This is a genomic window from Streptomyces sp. NPDC002104 (genome assembly GCF_053593795.1).
This window is the reverse complement of the sequence record NZ_JBSFDF010000010.1, coordinates 159031-175855: the sequence shown is the minus strand read 5'-3', so window position 1 is coordinate 175855 and position 16825 is coordinate 159031. Positions and strand designations below refer to the sequence as shown.

18 protein-coding genes and 1 pseudogene are annotated in these 16825 nt (G+C 73.6%); 14 read left to right on the top strand and 5 right to left on the bottom strand.

Annotated features, from left to right (window positions below):
- Positions 1 to 234: 234 nt before the first annotated feature.
- From ACWCP2_RS12290 to ACWCP2_RS12255, 8 genes are all read left to right on the top strand, one after another.
- Positions 235 to 1338, top strand: coding sequence for a segregation and condensation protein A (locus ACWCP2_RS12290; RefSeq protein WP_450908500.1), 1104 nt, complete (start codon positions 235 to 237; stop codon positions 1336 to 1338).
- Entirely contained in the window at positions 1335 to 1967 is a 633-nt protein-coding gene (gene scpB / locus ACWCP2_RS12285) for an SMC-Scp complex subunit ScpB (protein WP_450908499.1), read from the top strand. Before ACWCP2_RS12290 ends, scpB begins: the two co-directional genes overlap by 4 nt.
- Positions 1967 to 3418 carry a pseudouridine synthase gene (locus tag ACWCP2_RS12280; RefSeq protein WP_450908498.1) on the top strand — a complete coding sequence of 484 codons (1452 nt, stop codon included), beginning with the start codon at positions 1967 to 1969 and terminating at the stop codon, positions 3416 to 3418. The genes scpB and ACWCP2_RS12280 overlap by 1 nt, the downstream gene beginning before the upstream one ends.
- Before the next feature lie 134 nt (positions 3419 to 3552).
- Positions 3553 to 4161 carry a nicotinamide riboside transporter PnuC gene (pnuC, locus tag ACWCP2_RS12275; RefSeq protein ID WP_450908497.1) on the top strand — a complete coding sequence of 203 codons (609 nt, stop codon included), beginning with the start codon at positions 3553 to 3555 and terminating at the stop codon, positions 4159 to 4161.
- Entirely contained in the window at positions 4158 to 5288 is a 1131-nt protein-coding gene (locus tag ACWCP2_RS12270) for an AAA family ATPase (protein ID WP_450908496.1), read from the top strand. Before pnuC ends, ACWCP2_RS12270 begins: the two co-directional genes overlap by 4 nt.
- Positions 5285 to 6055 carry an NUDIX hydrolase gene (locus ACWCP2_RS12265; RefSeq protein ID WP_450908495.1) on the top strand — a complete coding sequence of 257 codons (771 nt, stop codon included), beginning with the start codon at positions 5285 to 5287 and terminating at the stop codon, positions 6053 to 6055. The genes ACWCP2_RS12270 and ACWCP2_RS12265 overlap by 4 nt, the downstream gene beginning before the upstream one ends.
- Positions 6052 to 7080 (top strand): ADP-ribosylglycohydrolase family protein, encoded by a 1029-nt coding sequence (locus ACWCP2_RS12260; protein ID WP_450908494.1) that lies wholly within the window; start codon positions 6052 to 6054, stop codon positions 7078 to 7080. The genes ACWCP2_RS12265 and ACWCP2_RS12260 overlap by 4 nt, the downstream gene beginning before the upstream one ends.
- Before the next feature lie 15 nt (positions 7081 to 7095).
- Positions 7096 to 7836: a nucleotidyltransferase domain-containing protein gene (locus ACWCP2_RS12255; protein WP_450908525.1), complete on the top strand. Its 741-nt coding sequence runs from the start codon at positions 7096 to 7098 to the stop codon at positions 7834 to 7836.
- Here ACWCP2_RS12255 and ACWCP2_RS12250 read toward each other — a convergent pair.
- The 3 genes from ACWCP2_RS12250 to ACWCP2_RS12240 all read right to left on the bottom strand — a co-directional run bounded on the left by ACWCP2_RS12250 (position 7833) and on the right by ACWCP2_RS12240 (position 9488).
- Positions 7833 to 8570: a nucleotidyltransferase domain-containing protein gene (locus ACWCP2_RS12250; RefSeq protein WP_450908493.1), complete on the bottom strand. Its 738-nt coding sequence runs from the start codon at positions 8568 to 8570 to the stop codon at positions 7833 to 7835. The genes ACWCP2_RS12255 and ACWCP2_RS12250 overlap by 4 nt on opposite strands.
- Before the next feature lie 28 nt (positions 8571 to 8598).
- A complete protein-coding gene (locus ACWCP2_RS12245) occupies positions 8599 to 9063 on the bottom strand; it encodes a Rieske (2Fe-2S) protein (RefSeq protein WP_450908492.1) in 465 nt (154 codons plus the stop codon).
- Between the two features lie 83 nt (positions 9064 to 9146).
- Complete coding sequence (locus tag ACWCP2_RS12240; protein ID WP_450908491.1) at positions 9147 to 9488, bottom strand: DUF952 domain-containing protein; 342 nt, start codon at positions 9486 to 9488, stop codon at positions 9147 to 9149.
- A gap of 136 nt (positions 9489 to 9624) precedes the next feature.
- Here ACWCP2_RS12240 and ACWCP2_RS12235 point away from each other — a divergent pair, with 136 nt between their 5' ends.
- From ACWCP2_RS12235 to der, 5 genes are all read left to right on the top strand, one after another.
- On the top strand, positions 9625 to 10068 hold the full coding sequence (locus ACWCP2_RS12235; protein WP_450908490.1) for a YidB family protein: 444 nt from the start codon (positions 9625 to 9627) through the stop codon (positions 10066 to 10068).
- A gap of 224 nt (positions 10069 to 10292) precedes the next feature.
- A complete protein-coding gene (locus tag ACWCP2_RS12230; protein ID WP_450908489.1) occupies positions 10293 to 11381 on the top strand; it encodes a prephenate dehydrogenase in 1089 nt (362 codons plus the stop codon).
- Between the two features lie 159 nt (positions 11382 to 11540).
- On the top strand, positions 11541 to 12248 hold the full coding sequence (gene cmk / locus ACWCP2_RS12225; RefSeq protein WP_450908488.1) for a (d)CMP kinase: 708 nt from the start codon (positions 11541 to 11543) through the stop codon (positions 12246 to 12248).
- A complete protein-coding gene (locus tag ACWCP2_RS12220; RefSeq protein WP_450908487.1) occupies positions 12203 to 12892 on the top strand; it encodes a lysophospholipid acyltransferase family protein in 690 nt (229 codons plus the stop codon). The genes cmk and ACWCP2_RS12220 overlap by 46 nt, the downstream gene beginning before the upstream one ends.
- Positions 12893 to 12967: 75 nt before the next feature.
- Positions 12968 to 14428 (top strand): ribosome biogenesis GTPase Der, encoded by a 1461-nt coding sequence (gene der / locus ACWCP2_RS12215; protein ID WP_450908486.1) that lies wholly within the window; start codon positions 12968 to 12970, stop codon positions 14426 to 14428.
- Positions 14429 to 14464: 36 nt separating this feature from the next.
- Here der and ACWCP2_RS12210 read toward each other — a convergent pair whose 3' ends face one another.
- Positions 14465 to 14911, bottom strand: coding sequence for a hypothetical protein (locus ACWCP2_RS12210; RefSeq protein WP_450908485.1), 447 nt, complete (start codon positions 14909 to 14911; stop codon positions 14465 to 14467).
- 252 nt (positions 14912 to 15163) lie between these two features.
- Positions 15164 to 15958 (bottom strand): hypothetical protein, encoded by a 795-nt coding sequence (locus tag ACWCP2_RS12205; protein ID WP_327307486.1) that lies wholly within the window; start codon positions 15956 to 15958, stop codon positions 15164 to 15166.
- Positions 15959 to 16244: 286 nt separating this feature from the next.
- Here ACWCP2_RS12205 and ACWCP2_RS12200 point away from each other — a divergent pair.
- Positions 16245 to 16595, top strand: a pseudogene (locus ACWCP2_RS12200) (transglycosylase family protein); the annotation flags it as partial.
- Positions 16596 to 16825: the final 230 nt, after the last annotated feature.

Below are 16825 nucleotides of genomic sequence, written 5' to 3'. Positions count from 1 at the left end.
CGGACCCCCTGGGGCTCCGCCCCCGGACCCCCTGGGGCTCCGCCCCCGGACCCCCTGGGGCTCCGCCCCCGGACCCCCTGGGGCTCCGCCCCCGGACGCCTTGGGGCTGCGCCCCGGACTCCGCGTCTCAAACGCCGGACGGCCGGATGCCCGGCCCGGGCGGTGGGGCGTGGGAGCCTTGGGGGCTGGGCCCCGGCCCGGTCAGATGCTTCCTCCGCACCACCCTGGATCGCGATGCCCCCTCCCGCCGAACCCGGCTTTCCGCCCCGCCGCTCGCTGGGCCGCGGCCCGGGTGCTCCCGCACAAGCGCCAGGGGTGCCCTCCGGGGCGGGCACGGCCCCGGAGGCCCCCGGCGGCCCTGAGGCGCCCGGGGAGGTCGAGGGGGCCGGAGAGGCCGTGCAACCCGTGCCGGATCCCGTGGCGGGCTCTGAGGGCCCCGGTGGGCCTGAGGGGTCCGGCGGGCCTGAGGGGTCCGAGAGGGATGCGGAGCCTGCGCCGGCCGCCGCGGCGGCCCCTGCGGGAACTTCCGGGCACGCCGCCGGGGACGGGCGGTTCACGCTGCGTCTGGAGAACTTCGAGGGGCCCTTCGATCTGCTGCTCCAGCTGATCTCCCGGCACAAGCTGGACGTCACCGAGGTGGCGCTGTCCGAGGTCACCAACGAGTTCATGGCGCACATCCGTGCCATGGGGCCCGACTGGGACCTCGACCAGACGACCGAGTTCCTCGTCGTCGCAGCCACCCTGCTCGATCTGAAGGCCGCCCGGCTGCTGCCCGTCGCCGAGGTCGAGGACGAGGCGGACCTCGCGCTGCTGGAGGCCCGGGACCTGCTGTTCGCACGGCTGCTGCAGTACCGGGCGTACAAGCGGATCGCCGAGATCTTCCAGGACCGCGCCGAGACCGAGGGCAGGCGCTACCCGCGCACCGTCGGACTGGAGCCCCACCTCGCCGAGCTGCTCCCCGAGGTGGTCATCAGCATCGGCGGCGAGGGGCTGGCCCGGCTCGCGGTCAAGGCCATGCAGCCCCGGGCGAAGCCGCAGGTGTACGTGGACCACATCCACGCGCCCCTCGTCAGCGTCCGCGAACAGGCCGGCCTGGTCGTGGCCCTGCTCAAGGCCCGGGGCGAGGCCACCTTCCAGGAACTCACCGAGGACGCCGCCGACACCCTGACCGTCGTGGCGCGCTTCCTGGCCCTCCTGGAGCTCTACCGGGAGAAGGCGGTGGTCCTGGACCAGGAGGAGGCCCTGCAGACGCTCACGGTGCGCTGGAGCGGCGGGGACGGTGACGGCATGCCGACGGTGACGGACGAGTTCGACCGGATCGTGGAGGTCAAGGAATGAACGACATGACGGCTCCCGTGGCCGGGCTGGCGCTGAAGCCGGCCCTGGAGGCCGTCCTCATGGTCGTGGACGAGCCGGCGACCGAGGCGCACCTGGCCAAGGTGCTGGAGCGGACCCCGCGCGAGGTCGCGGGGGCGCTGCGCGAGCTCGTGGACGAGTACGAGGTCCAGGGCCGCGGATTCGAATTGCGGCTCGTCGCCGGGGGCTGGCGGTTCTACAGCCGGGCGGACTACGCGCCGGCGGTGGAGGCCTTCGTCCTGGACGGCCAGCAGGCCCGTCTCACCCAGGCGGCGCTGGAGACCATGGCGGTCGTCGCGTACCGCCAGCCGGTCAGCCGGTCGCGGGTTTCGGCGGTCCGCGGAGTCAACTGCGACGGGGTCATGCGCACCCTCCTCCAGCGGGGTCTGGTGGAGGAGGCGGGGACGGAACCCGAAACAGGTGCGATCCTGTACAGGACGACGAACTACTTTCTGGAGCGGATGGGCCTGCGTGGCCTGGACGAGCTCCCGGAGCTCGCGCCCTTCCTCCCCGAGGCGGACGCGATCGAAGCCGAGACGCAAGAGGGTGTTCCGTCGTTCGATCCGGACTCTCCGGATACCGATGAAGACGACAAGACGACGGAACTTTGATGCGAAGCAGCGGCAACGGCAACGGTGGCGGCAACAGGAACAGCGGCGGCGGTGGCGGCGGGCGCGGTAGCGCCCCCCGCGGCGGCTCCGGCGGCGGTGGTGGCTACCGCGGTGGCAACTCCGGCGGTGGCAGCGGCTCGGGCGGTGGCTCCCGCGGCGGCTCCTCCGGCGGCGGCTACCAGGGCGGCGGCTCCCGCGGCGGCTCGTCCGGCGGCGGCTACCAGGGCGGCGGCTCCGGCGGCGGCTCCCGCGGTGGCTCCTCGGGCGGCTACCAGGGCGGCTCCCGTGGCGGCAGCTCCGGCGGTGGCTACCAGGGTGGCGGCTCCGGTGGCGGCTACCAGGGTGCCGGCTCCGGCTCCGACCGTGACCGCGAGCAGGCCCCCCGCATCCGCAACCCCCGCCCCGAGGAGCGTCGCTACGACGTCGGCCCCGAGGGCGAGCGCAACGGCCGCGGCGGTGCCAAGGCGGGCGGCGGCGGTGCCCGCGGCGCCGCCGACGGCAACCGCGGTGGCGGCGCCCGTGGCGCGGCGGCCCGCGGCGGTGCCAAGGGCGGCCCGAAGGTCTCCCGTACCCCCGGCATCGGCGGGGCGGGCGGCCCGCGCATCGGCCCCGGCTCCCGCAGCGGCCGGGCCAAGCCGCGCGAGCTGGAGGCGCGGATCGAGGAGCGCGTGCGCGACCGGTACGCCGACAAGCCCGTGATCAAGACCCCGAAGACCTTCCCGGGTGCCGAGGAGGAGGGTGAGCGTCTGCAGAAGGTGCTCGCCCGTGCCGGCATGGGCTCGCGCCGTGCGTGCGAGGAGCTCATCGAGCAGGCGCGCGTCGAGGTCAACGGCGAGATCGTGCTGGAGCAGGGCAAGCGCGTGAAGCCCTCGGACGAGATCAAGGTGGACGGCCTGACCGTCGCCACCCAGTCGTACCTGTTCTTCGCGCTGAACAAGCCGGCCGGCGTCGTCTCCACCATGGAGGACCCGGACGGCCGCCAGTGCCTCGGCGACTACGTCACCAACCGTGAGACGCGTCTGTTCCACGTCGGCCGGCTCGACACCGAGACCGAGGGCATCATCCTGCTCACGAACCACGGTGAGCTGGCCCACCGCCTCACGCACCCCAAGTACGGCGTGAAGAAGACCTACGTCGCCGCGATCACCGGTCCGCTGCCGCGCGACATCGGCAAGCGCCTCAAGGACGGCATCGAGCTGGAGGACGGGTACGCCCGCGCCGACCACTTCCGCGTCGTCGACCAGCTCGGCAAGAACTACCTGGTCGAGGTGACCCTCCACGAGGGCCGCAAGCACATCGTCCGCCGCATGCTGGCCGAGGCCGGCTTCCCCGTCGAGAAGCTCGTGCGGACCTCCTTCGGTCCGATCGAGCTCGGCGACCAGAAGTCCGGCTGGCTGCGCCGCCTGACCAACACCGAGGTCGGCATGCTCATGCGCGAGGTCGGTCTCTAGGGCCCGGCCGGAAGCACGGCCCCATCCGGGCCTCCAGAACCCGCGGTGCCTTCGGGCGCCGCGGGTTTTTTGGTTGTGCGGGCCCCGGGTCGCGTTTATAGTCAACCTGACTATAAAGAGAGCGGGGGGCCGTCATGGGATGGCAGACGAGCTGGACCGAGATCCTCGGATTCGTCACGGGGGCCGTGTGCGTCTGGCTGGTCGCCCGGCAGCACATCGCCAACTGGCCGATCGGCATCGCGAACAACGTGTTCTTCATCGTGCTCTTCGCCCAGGCGGGCCTGTACGCCGACGCCGGGCTGCAGATCGTCTTCATCGCCCTCGCCGCGTACGGCTGGTGGTCCTGGACCCACGGGGGTGGACCAGGAACCGCCACGGCCCTGCCGGTGCGCCGCACCACGGCCGCCGAGTGGACCGCGCTGGCCGCGGCGGGAGCGGTGGCGGTGCTCGGCCTGACCCTCCTGCTGAGCCGGGCGACCGACTCCACCGTCCCGTTCTGGGACGCCCTCACGACCGGGCTCTCGCTCGCGGCCACGTACGGGCAGTGCCGCAAGCTCGTCGAGTCCTGGTGGCTGTGGATCGCCGCCGACCTCGTCTACATCCCGCTGTACGTCTACAAGGGGCTCTACCTGACCTCCCTGCTCTACGTCGCCTTCCTCGCCCTGTGCGTCGCCGGACTGCTCGGCTGGCGCCGGGCGCTCCCGGCCCGCGGGGCGACGGCGGCGCAGGCGGTGACGGCGTGAAGCGCCACGGCCACGGGCTGGTCCTCGGCAAGTTCTATCCGCCGCACGCCGGCCACCACCACCTGGTGCGCACCGCGCAGGACCAGTGCGAGCGGCTGACCGTCCTGGTCTGCGCGGCCTCGGTGGAGTCCGTACCGCTCGCCGACCGGGTCGCCTGGATGCGCGAGGCGCACCCGGGGGCCGAGGTGGTCGGCGCGGTCGACGACATCCCGGTCGACCTCCAGGACCCGGCGGTCTGGGAGGCCCACATGGCGGTCTTCCGGGGCGCGGTGCGCCGCCCGGTCGACGCCGTCTTCACCTCCGAGGCCTACGGGACCGAGCTCGCCCGGCGGTTCGGCGCCGAGGAGGTCTGCGTGGACCTGGACCGGACCCTGTTCCCGGTGTCCGGCACGGCCGTACGGGCCGACCCCGTCGCGAACTGGGAGTTCCTGGGGCCCGCCGTACGGGCGGCACTGACCCGGCGGATCGTCGTACTCGGCGCCGAGTCCACCGGCACGACCACCCTCTCGCGGGCCCTGGCCGAGCACTGGCGGGCGCGCGGCGGGGTGTGGGCGAAGACGGGCTGGGTGGCGGAGTACGGGCGGCAGTACAGCGAGGAGCGGCTCGCGGCGGCGCGCGCGGCCGACCCCGCCGCGACCTGGGACGCGGTGAGCTTCACCTCGGAGGAGTTCCCGGTGATCGCGCGGCGGCAGGACGCGGACGAGGAGCGGGCGGCCCGGCTGGGATCACCGGTGCTCTTCTGCGACACCGACTCCTTCGCCACCGGGATCTGGCACGAGCGGTACCTGGGGGCGCGCAGCGCGGAGGCCGAGCGGATCGCCGCCGGGACGCGCCGGGACCTGTACCTGCTCACCGACCACACGGACGTGCCCTTCGAGGACGACGGGCTGCGCGACGGGGAGCACCTCCGGCCGTGGATGACCGGCCGGTTCCTGGAGGAGCTGGAACGGACCGGGAAGCGGTTCCTGGTGGTCCGCGGCGACCGGGACACGCGGCTCGCGGCGGCCGTCGCGGCCGTCGACGGACTCCTGGCGGAGGGCTGGCGGTTCGCCGATCCGCTACCGGAGCGGGTGGCGGGGCAGGTGCCCGGGCAGGTGGCCCGGCGGGCGGGGGAGCGGAGCCGATGAGTGACACCGGACCCGGGCACGTACCGGAGGAGGCGTACGACCCGCACGCCTTCGTACCCTTCGCGGTGACCGTGGACCTCGCCGTCTTCACCGTGCGCGCGGGGAGCCTGCACGTGCTGCTGATCCGGCGCGCGCGGGAACCGTACGCGGGCGCCTGGGCGCTCCCCGGCGGCTTCCTGCTGCCGCGGGAGTCCGCCGAGACGGCGGCCCGGCGCGAACTGGCCGAGGAGACCGGCCTGTCGGCGCGGGTGATCGACGCCCTCCACCTGGACCAGCTGCGCACCTACAGCGAACCGGACCGGGACCCCCGCATGCGGGTGGTCTCGGTGGCCTTCACCGCGCTCGTCCCCGATCTGCCCGAACCGGCGGCCGGGGGCGGCGGGGACGCGGACCGGGCCCGCTGGGTGCCGGTCGGGGAGGCCTGCGCGCCGGCGGCCGGACTGGCCTTCGACCACGCGGAGATCCTTGGCGACGCCCGGTCGCGCGTGGGCTCGAAGCTGGAGTACAGCTGCCTGGCCACCGCCTTCTGCCCGCCCGAGTTCACCCTCGGCGAGCTCCAGGCCGTCTACGAGACCGTCTGGGACACCGCCCTGGACCGCCCCAACTTCCGCCGCAAGGTCCTGGCCACGCCCGGCTTCGTCGAGGCCGTGCCCGGAGCCGCCCGGCTGACCGGCGGCCGCGGCAAACCGGCCGCCCTCTACCGGCCCGGACCCGCGACCACGCTGCACCCACCCCTGCTGCGCCCCACGGAAGGACACACCCGATGACGACGATGCCGACGGACACGAAGCGGGCCGCGACGGGCTCCCTGATCGGACTGGCCCTGGGAGACGCCCTCGGCTTCCCGACCGAGTTCAACGACGTGCCCCGGATCCTGGCGAAGACCGGCCCGTGGCGGCAGATGGAACTGCCCCGGCCGGCGATCGTCACCGACGACACCCAGATGACGCTGGCCCTCGCCCGCGGCATACGGACCGCCGCCGGGCGGGGCCGGGTGGGCCCGCTGCGCCTGGCCCGCCCGGTCCGGGAGGAGTACGTCGACTGGTACCACTCCCCGGAGAACAACCGGGCCCCGGGCCACACGTGCCTGAAGGCGTGCGCCCTCCTCGACCACCCCGAGCGGGACTGGCGCGACGCCAGCCAGCTCGGCTCCAAGGGCTGCGGGGCGAACATGCGGGTGGCCCCGGTCGGGCTGGTGCCCGGCTGGACGGAGGAGGAGCGGGCCGGCGCGGCCCAGCTCCAGTCGGCCCTGACCCACGGCCACCCCACGGCACTGGCCGCCTCCGACCTCACGGCGCGGGCGGTGTTCCTGCTGGCGCAGGGCACCGAGGTGACCGGCCTGGTCGGGCAACTGCGCTCGTACGCGCTGGAGAACCGCACCCGCTACCACGAGCGCTGGCTCGGCGACCTCTGGACGCGGACGCCGTCCGACGCCTCGGCCGAGGCCTTCATGGCGCGCGGCTGGGACGAGTGCCTGGAGGTCCTGGACCGCCTCGCTGCGGCCCTGCGCACCCCGTCCCCGGAAACGGACCCCTGTCTGACGACGGGCGAGGGCTGGATCGCCGAGGAGGCCCTGGCCACGGCCCTCCAGTGCTTCCTGCTCTTCCCGGACGAACCGCTCCTGGCCCTGCGCCGCGCGGCCTGCACGGCGGGCGACTCCGACTCCATCGCCTGCCTGGCCGGCGCCTTCGCCGGCGCCCACCTCGGCGCGAACGCCTGGCCCCAGGAGTGGGAGGGCCGCATCGAGTACCGCGAGGAACTCCTGTCCTTCGGCGCCCTCTGGGACGCGTGAGCCGTGCTGAACGCGATGGAGATCGACCTGACCGCCGTCGTCGCCGAGCAGCCGGATCCGCTGCTGTTCGCGACGGTCTCCGGCGCCCACCTGTACGGATTCCCCTCCAAGGACTCCGACATCGACCTGCGCGGCGCCCACCTGCTGCGGGCGGCGGAGCTGGTCTCGCTCCGCGATCCGCAGGAGACGCGCAGCCGGATGTGGTTCCGGGACGGCACCGAGATGGACCTGGTCACCCATGACCTGCGCAAGTTCGTCCGGCTCATGCTGAACCGCAACGGCTACGTCCTGGAGCAGCTGCTGTCGCCCCTGGTGGTGCACACGACGCCGGCGCACGAGGAGCTGGTGTCCCTGGCCCCCGGTGTCCTGACCTCGCACCACGCCCACCACTACCGGGGCTTCGCGAACACGCAGTGGCGGCTCTTCGGGAAGACGGCCGAGCTCAAGCCGCTGCTCTACACCTTCCGGGCGCTGCTCACGGGCGTCCACCTGATGCGCTCGGCACGGGTGCAGGCGCACCTGCCCACGCTGCTGGAGGAGGTGCCGGAGGCCCCGGGCTATCTGGCCGGGCTGATCGAGGCCAAGGCCGAGGCCGAGCACGGGGCGGCCGCGGGCATCGACGCCGGCCGGGTGGAACGGGACTTCGAGGCCCTGCACGGGGTCCTGGAGGCGGCGCAGGCCGCTTCGCGGTTGCCGGAGCACGCGGACGCCTTCGAGGCGCTCGACGAGTTCGTCGTACGGCGGCGGGTGCGCTAGGCCGTACCCGTACCCGTACCCGTCGCCGACACGTGGCGGGTGCGGAGGAGGAAGTCCTCCACGCGGGGGAGGTCCGGGGACTCGGGGAGCGGGCTGGTGGGGAGGGCGGCTTCGGTCTGCTCCTGGAGGAGGGTCATCCAGGCGTCGACCTCCTCCCAGGTGAGCTCGCCGCGGCGGACCGCGAGGAGGCGGTCGCGGTAGGGGACCGCGTCGATCACCAGGCGGCCCGTGCGCAGCAGGTCGCGGCAGGACAGGAGCAGGCGCAGCAGGTGCATGGCGTGCTTCCAGCGCGGGGCGCCGTGGTTGCGGAGGTCGCCGAGGAGTTTGCCGCGCTGGGAGACGGCGTACCGGCTGAAGGTGGTGTGGGCCCGGCGGGAGAGGAACGCGCCGCGGAGCGAGAGCAGTTCCTCACCGACCGGGGTGAGGTCCTCCACGAGAGGGGAGTGGAGGACCTCCAGGATGTTCGGGTTGGCGCGCAGCGCGAGCTCGCAGAAGCGCTCCAGCTCCCACGAGAACTCCTCGTCCCGGGGCCCCTCCACGTGCGCCGGCGGCTTCTCGAAGCGCCAGAACAGCGGCGTCGGGGCGAGGTAGACACCGCGCCGGTCGGTGTCGCTCGCCTCCGTCGCCAGGCCGAACGCCCTCGAACCCATCACGCACGCGTACACCGTGTGGTCGCGGACCAGGGTGAGTTCGAGCGGCTCGGGCGTCGGTTCGTGCGGGCTTGCCTCGTTCATTCCGCGAGGCTAGTGCCGCTCCGCCGGGCTAGGCGAGCGAGATTTCGCCCGCCGGGGAGACGGTGATCTTCTTCTCGGCGAGGGGCCTGGTGGCCGGGCCCTTGGCCACCGCGCCGTCCGTGTCCTTGAACTTGCTGCCGTGGCACGGGCAGTCGATGGTGCCGGCCTCCACCTTGTTCACCAGGCAGCCCGAGTGCGTGCACACCGCCGTGAAGCAGCGGAAGGAGCCCGCGGTGGGCTGGGTGACGACCAGCTTCTCGGCCTTGAGGACCGTGCCGCCGCCGACCGGCACCTCCGAGGCCTTGATCAGGGCCTTGGCGTCCCCGGCCGGAGCCGAGGCGGACTCGGAGTTCTGTGCCGTGGGGGCGCTGCCGCCCTCGGACGAAGGCTTGACCTCGTCGGCTCCGCCGCAGGCGGTCAGCACGCCGCCTGCCAGGACGCTCGCGCCGGCCGCCAGTACCGTGCGCCGGGCGGCGCGGGTCGGGTCGCTCATGACTTCTCCTCGGGTGATCGCCGGGATGGCGAGAGGCATCCTGGCGCGTGACGGGCCTCAGGAACACCCCGCCACGCCTTGACTCAGCCCTCGGACGGCCACGGAACGAGTTCCGCGGGCGCACCGGGGGCACGTACCACCTCCCACACGCGCACCACGGCGTCCCGGTTCAAGGGTCCGTGGACGTGCGGATAGCGCGGGCCCGCCTCACCCTCACGGCGGACCTCGGAGGTCAGGGCGCGCTCGTCGAGTTCCACGGCGAGCAGGGTCCCCCGTACGCCCGCGTAGTGCGCGGCGGCGATCGCGAGCACCGTCCCGCGATCCGCCGAACAGTGCACGAAACCCTCCGAGTCGAGGGAGGCCGGGGCGTACGGGAGCTCAGGATCGGTGGTCCAGTCGGCGAGCGGTACGAGGTGGAAGATCATGCCGATCGTTCTACCGCAGTCGGTGCGCGGCTCTGCGCCAAGTGGCAGACGCGCCCGGATTAGGTGACATTGTCCGTATCTCGACGCCGGGTACGCCGATTTCCGCGTGCCCGGTCCCTCTTCGAAAGGCAACACCATGGCGGGCAACGACCTCGGCTCCCTCCTCGGCGGCCTCCTCGGCGGCGGCGGCAGCGGCGGACAGGGCGGCGGCAACATCCTCGGCTCCCTCCTCGGCGCCCTGATGGGCGGCGGCGGTGGCGCCGGCGGCGCCCAGGCGGCCGGAGGCGCGGGGAACAACCCGCTCGGCGGGCTGCTGGACATGCTGACCAAGTCGGGTCTGACCGACCAGGCGCAGTCCTGGGTCGGCACCGGAGAGAACCAGCCGGTCAGCGGCGAGGAGATCGCCAAGGCCCTGCCGGACGACACCCTGGCCAAGGTCGCCGAGCAGGCGGGCGTCACCCCGCAGGCCGCCGCCGACCAGATCGCGCAGGCGCTCCCGCAGGCCGTGGACAAGCTGACCCCCGAGGGCTCGGTCCCGAGCGGCTCGCTGGAGGACATCATCAAGCAGCAGAACCTCTGAGCGAACCTCCGAGCTCCGGGTGAACCTCCGAGCTCCGGGCGAACCTCCGAGCTCCGAGCGACCCTCCGAGCTCCGAGCGAGCTCCGGGCGGAGCTCTGAACGCACCTCGCCGGGCCCGGCGTCCCGTCCCAGCGGACGGGACGCCGGGCCCTTCCGCCGTTCCCGCTGGCTACCCTGAGGCAGGCACCGCAGACCCGCACCCCCGTACACCTGGAGAGCACCCCGTGAGAACCGCCGTCGTCATCGGAACCGGACTGATCGGCACCTCCGCGGCGCTCGCCCTCGCCGCCCGCGGCATCGCCGTCCACCTCTCCGACCGCGACCAGGGGCAGGCCCGTACGGCCGCCGCCCTGGGCGCCGGCACGGAGGAGCCCCACGCGGGCAGGGCCGACCTCGCGGTCATCGCCGTACCGCCCGCGCACGTGGCCGCCGCCCTCGCCGACGCCATAGGGCGGGACCTGGCCCGCGCCTACGTCGACGTGGCCAGCGTCAAGGGCGGACCGCGCCGGGAGCTGGACGCGCTCGGCGTGGACACCCGGGCGTACATCGGTACCCACCCGATGGCGGGCAAGGAGCAGTCCGGACCGCTCGCCGCCTCCGCCGACCTCTTCGAGGGCCGGCCCTGGGTGCTCACGCCGACCCGCGAGACCGACCACGAGGTGCTGAACCTGGCGCTGGAGCTGGTGGCGCTGTGCCGGGCCGTCCCGGTCGTCATGGACGCGGACGCGCACGACCGGGCCGTCGCGCTGGTCTCCCACACCCCGCAGCTCGTCTCCAGCATGGTCGCGGCCCGGCTGGAGGAGGCCGACGAGACCGCGGTGCGGCTGTGCGGACAGGGCATCCGCGACGTGACCCGGATCGCCGCCTCCGACCCGCGGATGTGGGTGGAGATCCTCTCGGCCAACCCGGGACCCGTGGCGGACGTGCTCGCCGGGATCGCCGCGGACCTGGACGAGACCGTGGAAGCCCTGCGGGGCCTGCAGTCGGCCGACGAGGCCAAGCGCCGGGACGGGGCGGCCGGCATCGAGGACGTACTGCGCCGCGGCAACGCGGGGCGGGTCCGGGTCCCCGGCAAGCACGGGGCCGCTCCCACGGTCTACGAGACGGTGGCCGTCCTCATCTCCGACCAGCCGGGCGAGCTCGCCCGGATCTTCGCCGACGCCGGCCGGGCCGGGGTCAACGTCGAGGATGTACGGATCGAGCACGCGACCGGACAGCAGGCCGGCCTGGTCCAGCTCATGGTCGAACCCCGGGCCGTGCCCGGCCTCCAGGCCGAGCTGCGCGCGCGCGGCTGGGCCCTGCGCCAACCGTAGGACCCCGCCCCGATCCCGCCCCGACTGCGCCCCTCCTGGGCCCGTCCGCGGCCGCCCGCCGACGGCCCGGCGGGCGGCGGCGAAAAGCCCGGTAACCTGGAGGAGGGGCGCTATTGGCGCGCCCGGACACGTACGCGCAACCAGGAAGGTGCCCGCACCGTGGAAACCGCAGCTCCGACCGCCGTGATCGTCGCCATCGACGGTCCCTCCGGCACGGGCAAGTCCAGCACTTCCAAGGCCGTGGCCGCCAAGCTCGGGCTGCGCTACCTGGACACCGGTGCCCAGTACCGGGCCATCACCTGGTGGATGATCACCAACGGCATCGACACCGACGACCCGCAGGCCATCGCCCTCGCGGCCGGCAAGCCCGTCATCGTGTCCGGCACCGACCCGTCCGCCCCCACGATCACCGTCGACGGCCAGGACGCCTCCGGCCCGATCCGGACCCAGGAGGTCACCTCCAAGGTCAGCGCCGTGAGCGCCGTCCCCGAGGTGCGCACCCTGATCACCGAGCTCCAGCGCTCCATCGCCGCCGAGGCGGCCGACGAGGCCGAGGGCATCGTCGTCGAGGGCCGGGACATCGGCACCACGGTGCTGCCCGACGCCGACCTGAAGATCTTCCTCACCGCTTCCGCCGAGGCCCGCGCGGCCCGCCGCAGCGGCGAGCTCCGCGGCAAGGAGGCCGCGGACCTCGCGGCCACCAAGGAGGCGCTGATCAAGCGCGACGCCGCCGACTCCGGCCGCAAGACCTCCCCGCTGGCCAAGGCCGGCGACGCGGTCGAGGTGGACACCACCGAGCTCACGCTCGACCGGGTCATCGAGTGCGTGGTCACCCTCGTGGAAGAGAAGCGGGCGGGCCGCCCGTGAGCGATACGCCCTCCCTCAAGGGTGCGGCGGCCGGCCGGCGGATCGGCATCGGGCTCATGTACGGCCTCTGGAAGCCGCGCGTGCTGGGGGCCTGGAAGGTCCCCGCAACCGGCCCCGTGATCCTGGCCGTGAACCACTCCCACAACATCGACGGCCCCATGGTCATGGGCACCGCCCCGCGGCCGCTGCACTTCCTGATCAAGAAGGAGGCGTACGTCGGCCCGCTCGGCCCCTTCCTCGACCGGATCGGGCAGGTGAAGGTGGACCGCTCCGGCGCCGACCGGGGCGCCATCAGCAGCGCGCTGGGCGTCCTGGAGGCCGGCGGAGCCCTGGGGATCTTCCCCGAGGGCACCCGGGGCGAGGGCGACTTCGCCTCGCTGCGGGCGGGGCTCGCGTACTTCGCGGTCCGCTCCGGCGCCCCCATAGTGCCGGTCGCCGTCCTGGGCAGCACCGAGCGGGCGGGCCGCGTCGTCAAGGCGCTGCCGCGGCTGAGGAGCAGGGTCGACATCGTCTTCGGCGATGCCTTCGACGCCGGGGACGGCAGTGGCCGCCGTACCCGTACCGCGCTGGACCAGGCCACCGTACGCATCCAGGACCGGCTGACCGCCCACCTGGCCGACGCCAAGCGCCTCACCGGGCGCTGAGCGAGACTTGACCTAGTAGTGGAACCGCGCTGCGCGGGCCCCACCGATCACCACGAACGACGAGGAACGGACTTCATGAACGACCAGCAAGACCACGGAGCACTTGGCGATGCCGAGTACGCGGAGTTCATGGAGCTCGCCGCGGAAGAGGGCTTCGACATCGAGGACGTCGAGGGCGCTCTCCAGGAAGCCGGCCACGGCCCGCTCCCGGTCCTCGCCGTCGTCGGCCGCCCGAACGTCGGCAAGTCGACCCTGGTGAACCGGATCATCGGCCGCCGCGAGGCGGTCGTCGAGGACAAGCCCGGCGTCACCCGCGACCGCGTCACCTACGAGGCCGAGTGGGCCGGGCGCCGCTTCAAGGTCGTCGACACCGGCGGCTGGGAGCAGGACGTCCTCGGCATCGACGCCTCCGTCGCCGCCCAGGCCGAGTACGCCATCGAGGCCTGCGACGCGGTCGTCTTCGTCGTGGACGCCAAGGTCGGCGCCACCGACACCGACGAGGCCGTCGTGCGTCTGCTGCGCAAGGCCGGCAAGCCCGTCGTCCTGTGCGCCAACAAGGTCGACGGCCAGAGCGGCGAGTCCGACGCGGCCTCCCTGTGGTCGCTGGGCCTCGGCTACCCGCACCCGGTCTCCTCCCTGCACGGCCGCGGCACCGGCGACATGCTCGACGCCGTCCTGGAGGCCCTGCCCGAGGCCCCCTCGCAGACCTTCGGCACCGCCGTCGGCGGTCCGCGCCGGATCGCGCTCATCGGCCGCCCGAACGTCGGCAAGTCCTCCCTCCTGAACAAGGTCGCCAAGGAGGACCGCGTCGTCGTCAACGAGATGGCCGGCACCACCCGCGACCCGGTCGACGAGCTGATCCAGCTCGGCGGAGTGACCTGGAAGTTCATCGACACCGCGGGCATCCGCAAGAAGGTCCACCTCCAGCAGGGCGCCGACTACTACGCCTCGCTGCGTACGGCCGCCGCGGTGGAGAAGGCGGAGGTCGCGGTCATCCTGATCGACACGACCGAGCAGATCTCCGTCCAGGACCAGCGCATCATCACCATGGCCGTCGAGGCCGGCCGCGCGATCGTGATCGCGTACAACAAGTGGGACAACCTCGACGAGGAGCGCCGCTACTACCTCGAGCGCGAGATCGAGACCGAGATGCAGCAGGTCGCCTGGGCGCCCCGGGTGAACGTCTCGGCGCTCACCGGCCGCCACATGGAGAAGCTGGTCCCGGCCATCGAGACCGCGCTCGCCGGCTGGGAGACGCGCATCCCGACCGGCCGTCTGAACGCCTTCCTCGGCGAGGTCGTCGCCGCCCACCCGCACCCGGTCCGCGGCGGCAAGCAGCCGCGCATCCTGTTCGGTACGCAGGCGGGCAGCAAGCCGCCGCGGTTCGTCCTCTTCGCCTCGGGCTTCCTGGAGCACGGCTACCGCCGCTTCATCGAGCGCCGCCTGCGCGAGGAGTTCGGCTTCGAGGGGACCCCGATCCACATCTCGGTCCGCGTCCGCGAGAAGCGCGGTGCGCAGCACAAGCGCAAGATGTAGCGGCGGTCCGGCAGGACCGGCAGGGCCGCGCCCGGGCTAGTAGCCCCGGCGCGGAGCGGGCGGCAGGGCCGCCGGGATGTGCTGCATCCCGGTCTGGTGCTGCCGCCCGCCCGTGTATCCGGCTCCGGCGTACGAGTACTGCGGCTGCGGGGCGGGGGAGGGCTGCCAGACGTCCGCCGGCTGCCCCGCGTGCTGGCCCGGCGACTGCCATGAGGAACCGTTCCAGCCGCTCCCGTAGGCGCTCGCGGAGCCCGTGGCGGATCCGCTGCCGTACGCGCCCGCGCCGCTGCCGTACGCGCCGCTGTACGGGCCCCCGTACGAGAACGCCGTGAAGCCGAGGTCCTCCTCGCCCGTACGGTCGCCGGGCAGGGCACGGAAGGCGCGCAGGTACTCCGAGTACAGCGTGTCGTAGATCGGGGTGTGCGAGGCGATCGGGGTGTGCGAGGCGGTCGGAGAGCTCCCCAGCTCCCGTACGGGGCGCATCGGGGGGACGCTGCTCGGATAGGACGGGGCGCGGGAGACATCGTAGGAATGCACGTATCAGCCAACGAAACCGGCGCCCCGCGGATGCGGGCTCACGGGGCGGAAAACGCAGATCGCCGGGGGTGCGCGGGACGGACCGCGCACCCCCGGCGCACGCCGCCCGGCCCCCGGTGACGGGGGTCGGACGGCCGATTCGGGGACGGAAGAACAGAGCGGGGAGCGGGAGCCCGGGGGGTCCCGGGAGACCGGACCTCAGGCGCCCGGAGTGCCCGCCAGCGGCATGGAGGCGGCGACCAGCTTGCCGTTGCGGGCGGCCTTGTCCAGGGCGTCGCGCAGCAGGTCCTCGCGGGGCTGCTGGCCGATGGTGCCGACGGGAGCGGCGTACACCAGGACGCGCTGCGTCTTGTTGACGGCGGCCCGCCAGCCGTCGGTGACCGACAGCGGCCGGTGCGCCTGCCACCAGGCGATCTGACCGGGCTGGAGCACCGAGTGCAGCTGACCGGCGGCGAGCAGGATCGACCAGCCGCTCAGGGCCTGCGGGACCTCTTCGGTGTCGGTCATCGGGATGAATCCCTGCTCGATGAGGAGCGGGAGGAAGTCGTCGCCGGGGCCGGTGGTGCCGGGGCGCGCGATGGGCGCCGTCGGCTCCACCACGAGGGCGGGGTGCAGCTCACCGTTGATCAGGATCAGGCCGCTGGTGATGCCGAGGACGGCCTGGCCGCCGGGCACGGACTGCGGTACGTCGCCGGCGGGGGCCGCCGGGGCGGGGCTGTCGCCCGTGATGGAGCGGACGGCGCCCTGGAGGTCGGCCTCGGGCACGGAGACGACCTGCGAGGGGATGCAGCCGGCGTGGGCGAAGGCCAGGACGGCCGTCTCGTCGCCGACGAACAGCACGGTGCTGGTCTGCTCGCGCTCGGAATCGCCGGGGGTGCGGCAGGAAGTGCAGTCGTAACTGCCCGGGGATCCGTCACCTGCGAGCAGCCGCTCGGCCTCCTCGTCGCCGATCTCGGCACGTACCTCATCACTGACTTCGAGCATGCGCGGCACGGGGTGGCTCCTCGGACTAGGCGTGCGGGGCCGGGGGGTTCCGGCTCGCCGGGCTCAACGGGGGAGTGGCGGCCGGGGTCACGCCGTTTGAGGGAACGGAATCGAACCGGACCCCCGAAGGAGTGAACGGTCCTACGGGACCGTTTTTTTGGTGCCAACTCTTTTTTGGTTGTGCGCAGTTGCTGGCCGGTGCTGGCCGTTTCGGCGGTGGGCCGAGCGGGTGGGGGCGCACGGGGCGCGGTGTGGCGAGCGCGGGGGGTGGTACGGGGCTGCGTAGCGTGGCGCGATGCGCAACTTCGGGGTTCCGGGTGGGGTGGGCGCGGTGGCGCTCACCCTCCTCCTGCTCGCATCGGCGGCAGCGGTCGCGGCACCGCCCCCGCCCCGGCCGGGGGCCCCCGGCCGGGCGGTGGACTGCGGGCCCGGCGGGCAGTGGCCCTGGGACTGCGTGGCCGACTGCGAGAGCGGGGGCCGCTGGGCGGTGAACACCGGGAACGGCTTCTACGGCGGACTGCAGTTCTGGCAGCCGACCTGGGAGGAGCACGGGGGGCTGGCCTTCGCGCCGAGGGCGGACCTCGCCACCCGGGAGCAGCAGATCCGGGTCGGGGAGGAGCTGCTGGGCAGCCAGGGCTGGGAGGCGTGGCCCGTGTGCGCGAAGCGGTACGGGCTGGCGGGGCGGATGCACGTGGTGCGGGGCGGGGACACGCTGGTGGGGATCGCGCGGAGGCATCGGGTGCGGGGTGGGTGGCAGGCGCTCTACGCGGCGAACCGGGGGGTGGTCGGGCCGCGGCCCGGGGCGCTGCGGATCGGGATGCTGCTGGTGCTGCCGCCCGGGCGGGCGGAGGCGCCGGCGCCTGCGCCTGCGCCTGT

What these genes read in the sequence shown, in the direction of transcription:
- pnuC (WP_450908497.1), top strand. Translation starts at nt 3,553, where the DNA reads ATGGGATGGCAGACGAGCTGGACCGAGATCCTCGGATTCGTCACGGGG.
- ACWCP2_RS12255 (WP_450908525.1), top strand. Translation starts at nt 7,096, where the DNA reads ATGGAGATCGACCTGACCGCCGTCGTCGCCGAGCAGCCGGATCCGCTG.
- ACWCP2_RS12265 (WP_450908495.1), top strand. Translation starts at nt 5,285, where the DNA reads ATGAGTGACACCGGACCCGGGCACGTACCGGAGGAGGCGTACGACCCG.
- ACWCP2_RS12280 (WP_450908498.1), top strand. Translation starts at nt 1,967, where the DNA reads ATGCGAAGCAGCGGCAACGGCAACGGTGGCGGCAACAGGAACAGCGGC.
- scpB (WP_450908499.1), top strand. Translation starts at nt 1,335, where the DNA reads ATGAACGACATGACGGCTCCCGTGGCCGGGCTGGCGCTGAAGCCGGCC.
- ACWCP2_RS12290 (WP_450908500.1), top strand. Translation starts at nt 235, where the DNA reads ATGCCCCCTCCCGCCGAACCCGGCTTTCCGCCCCGCCGCTCGCTGGGC.
- ACWCP2_RS12245 (WP_450908492.1), bottom strand. Translation starts at nt 9,063, where the DNA reads ATGAGCGACCCGACCCGCGCCGCCCGGCGCACGGTACTGGCGGCCGGC.
- ACWCP2_RS12260 (WP_450908494.1), top strand. Translation starts at nt 6,052, where the DNA reads ATGACGACGATGCCGACGGACACGAAGCGGGCCGCGACGGGCTCCCTG.
- ACWCP2_RS12210 (WP_450908485.1), bottom strand. Translation starts at nt 14,911, where the DNA reads ATGCGCCCCGTACGGGAGCTGGGGAGCTCTCCGACCGCCTCGCACACC.
- ACWCP2_RS12240 (WP_450908491.1), bottom strand. Translation starts at nt 9,488, where the DNA reads ATGATCTTCCACCTCGTACCGCTCGCCGACTGGACCACCGATCCTGAG.
- der (WP_450908486.1), top strand. Translation starts at nt 12,968, where the DNA reads ATGAACGACCAGCAAGACCACGGAGCACTTGGCGATGCCGAGTACGCG.
- ACWCP2_RS12250 (WP_450908493.1), bottom strand. Translation starts at nt 8,570, where the DNA reads ATGAACGAGGCAAGCCCGCACGAACCGACGCCCGAGCCGCTCGAACTC.
- ACWCP2_RS12235 (WP_450908490.1), top strand. Translation starts at nt 9,625, where the DNA reads ATGGCGGGCAACGACCTCGGCTCCCTCCTCGGCGGCCTCCTCGGCGGC.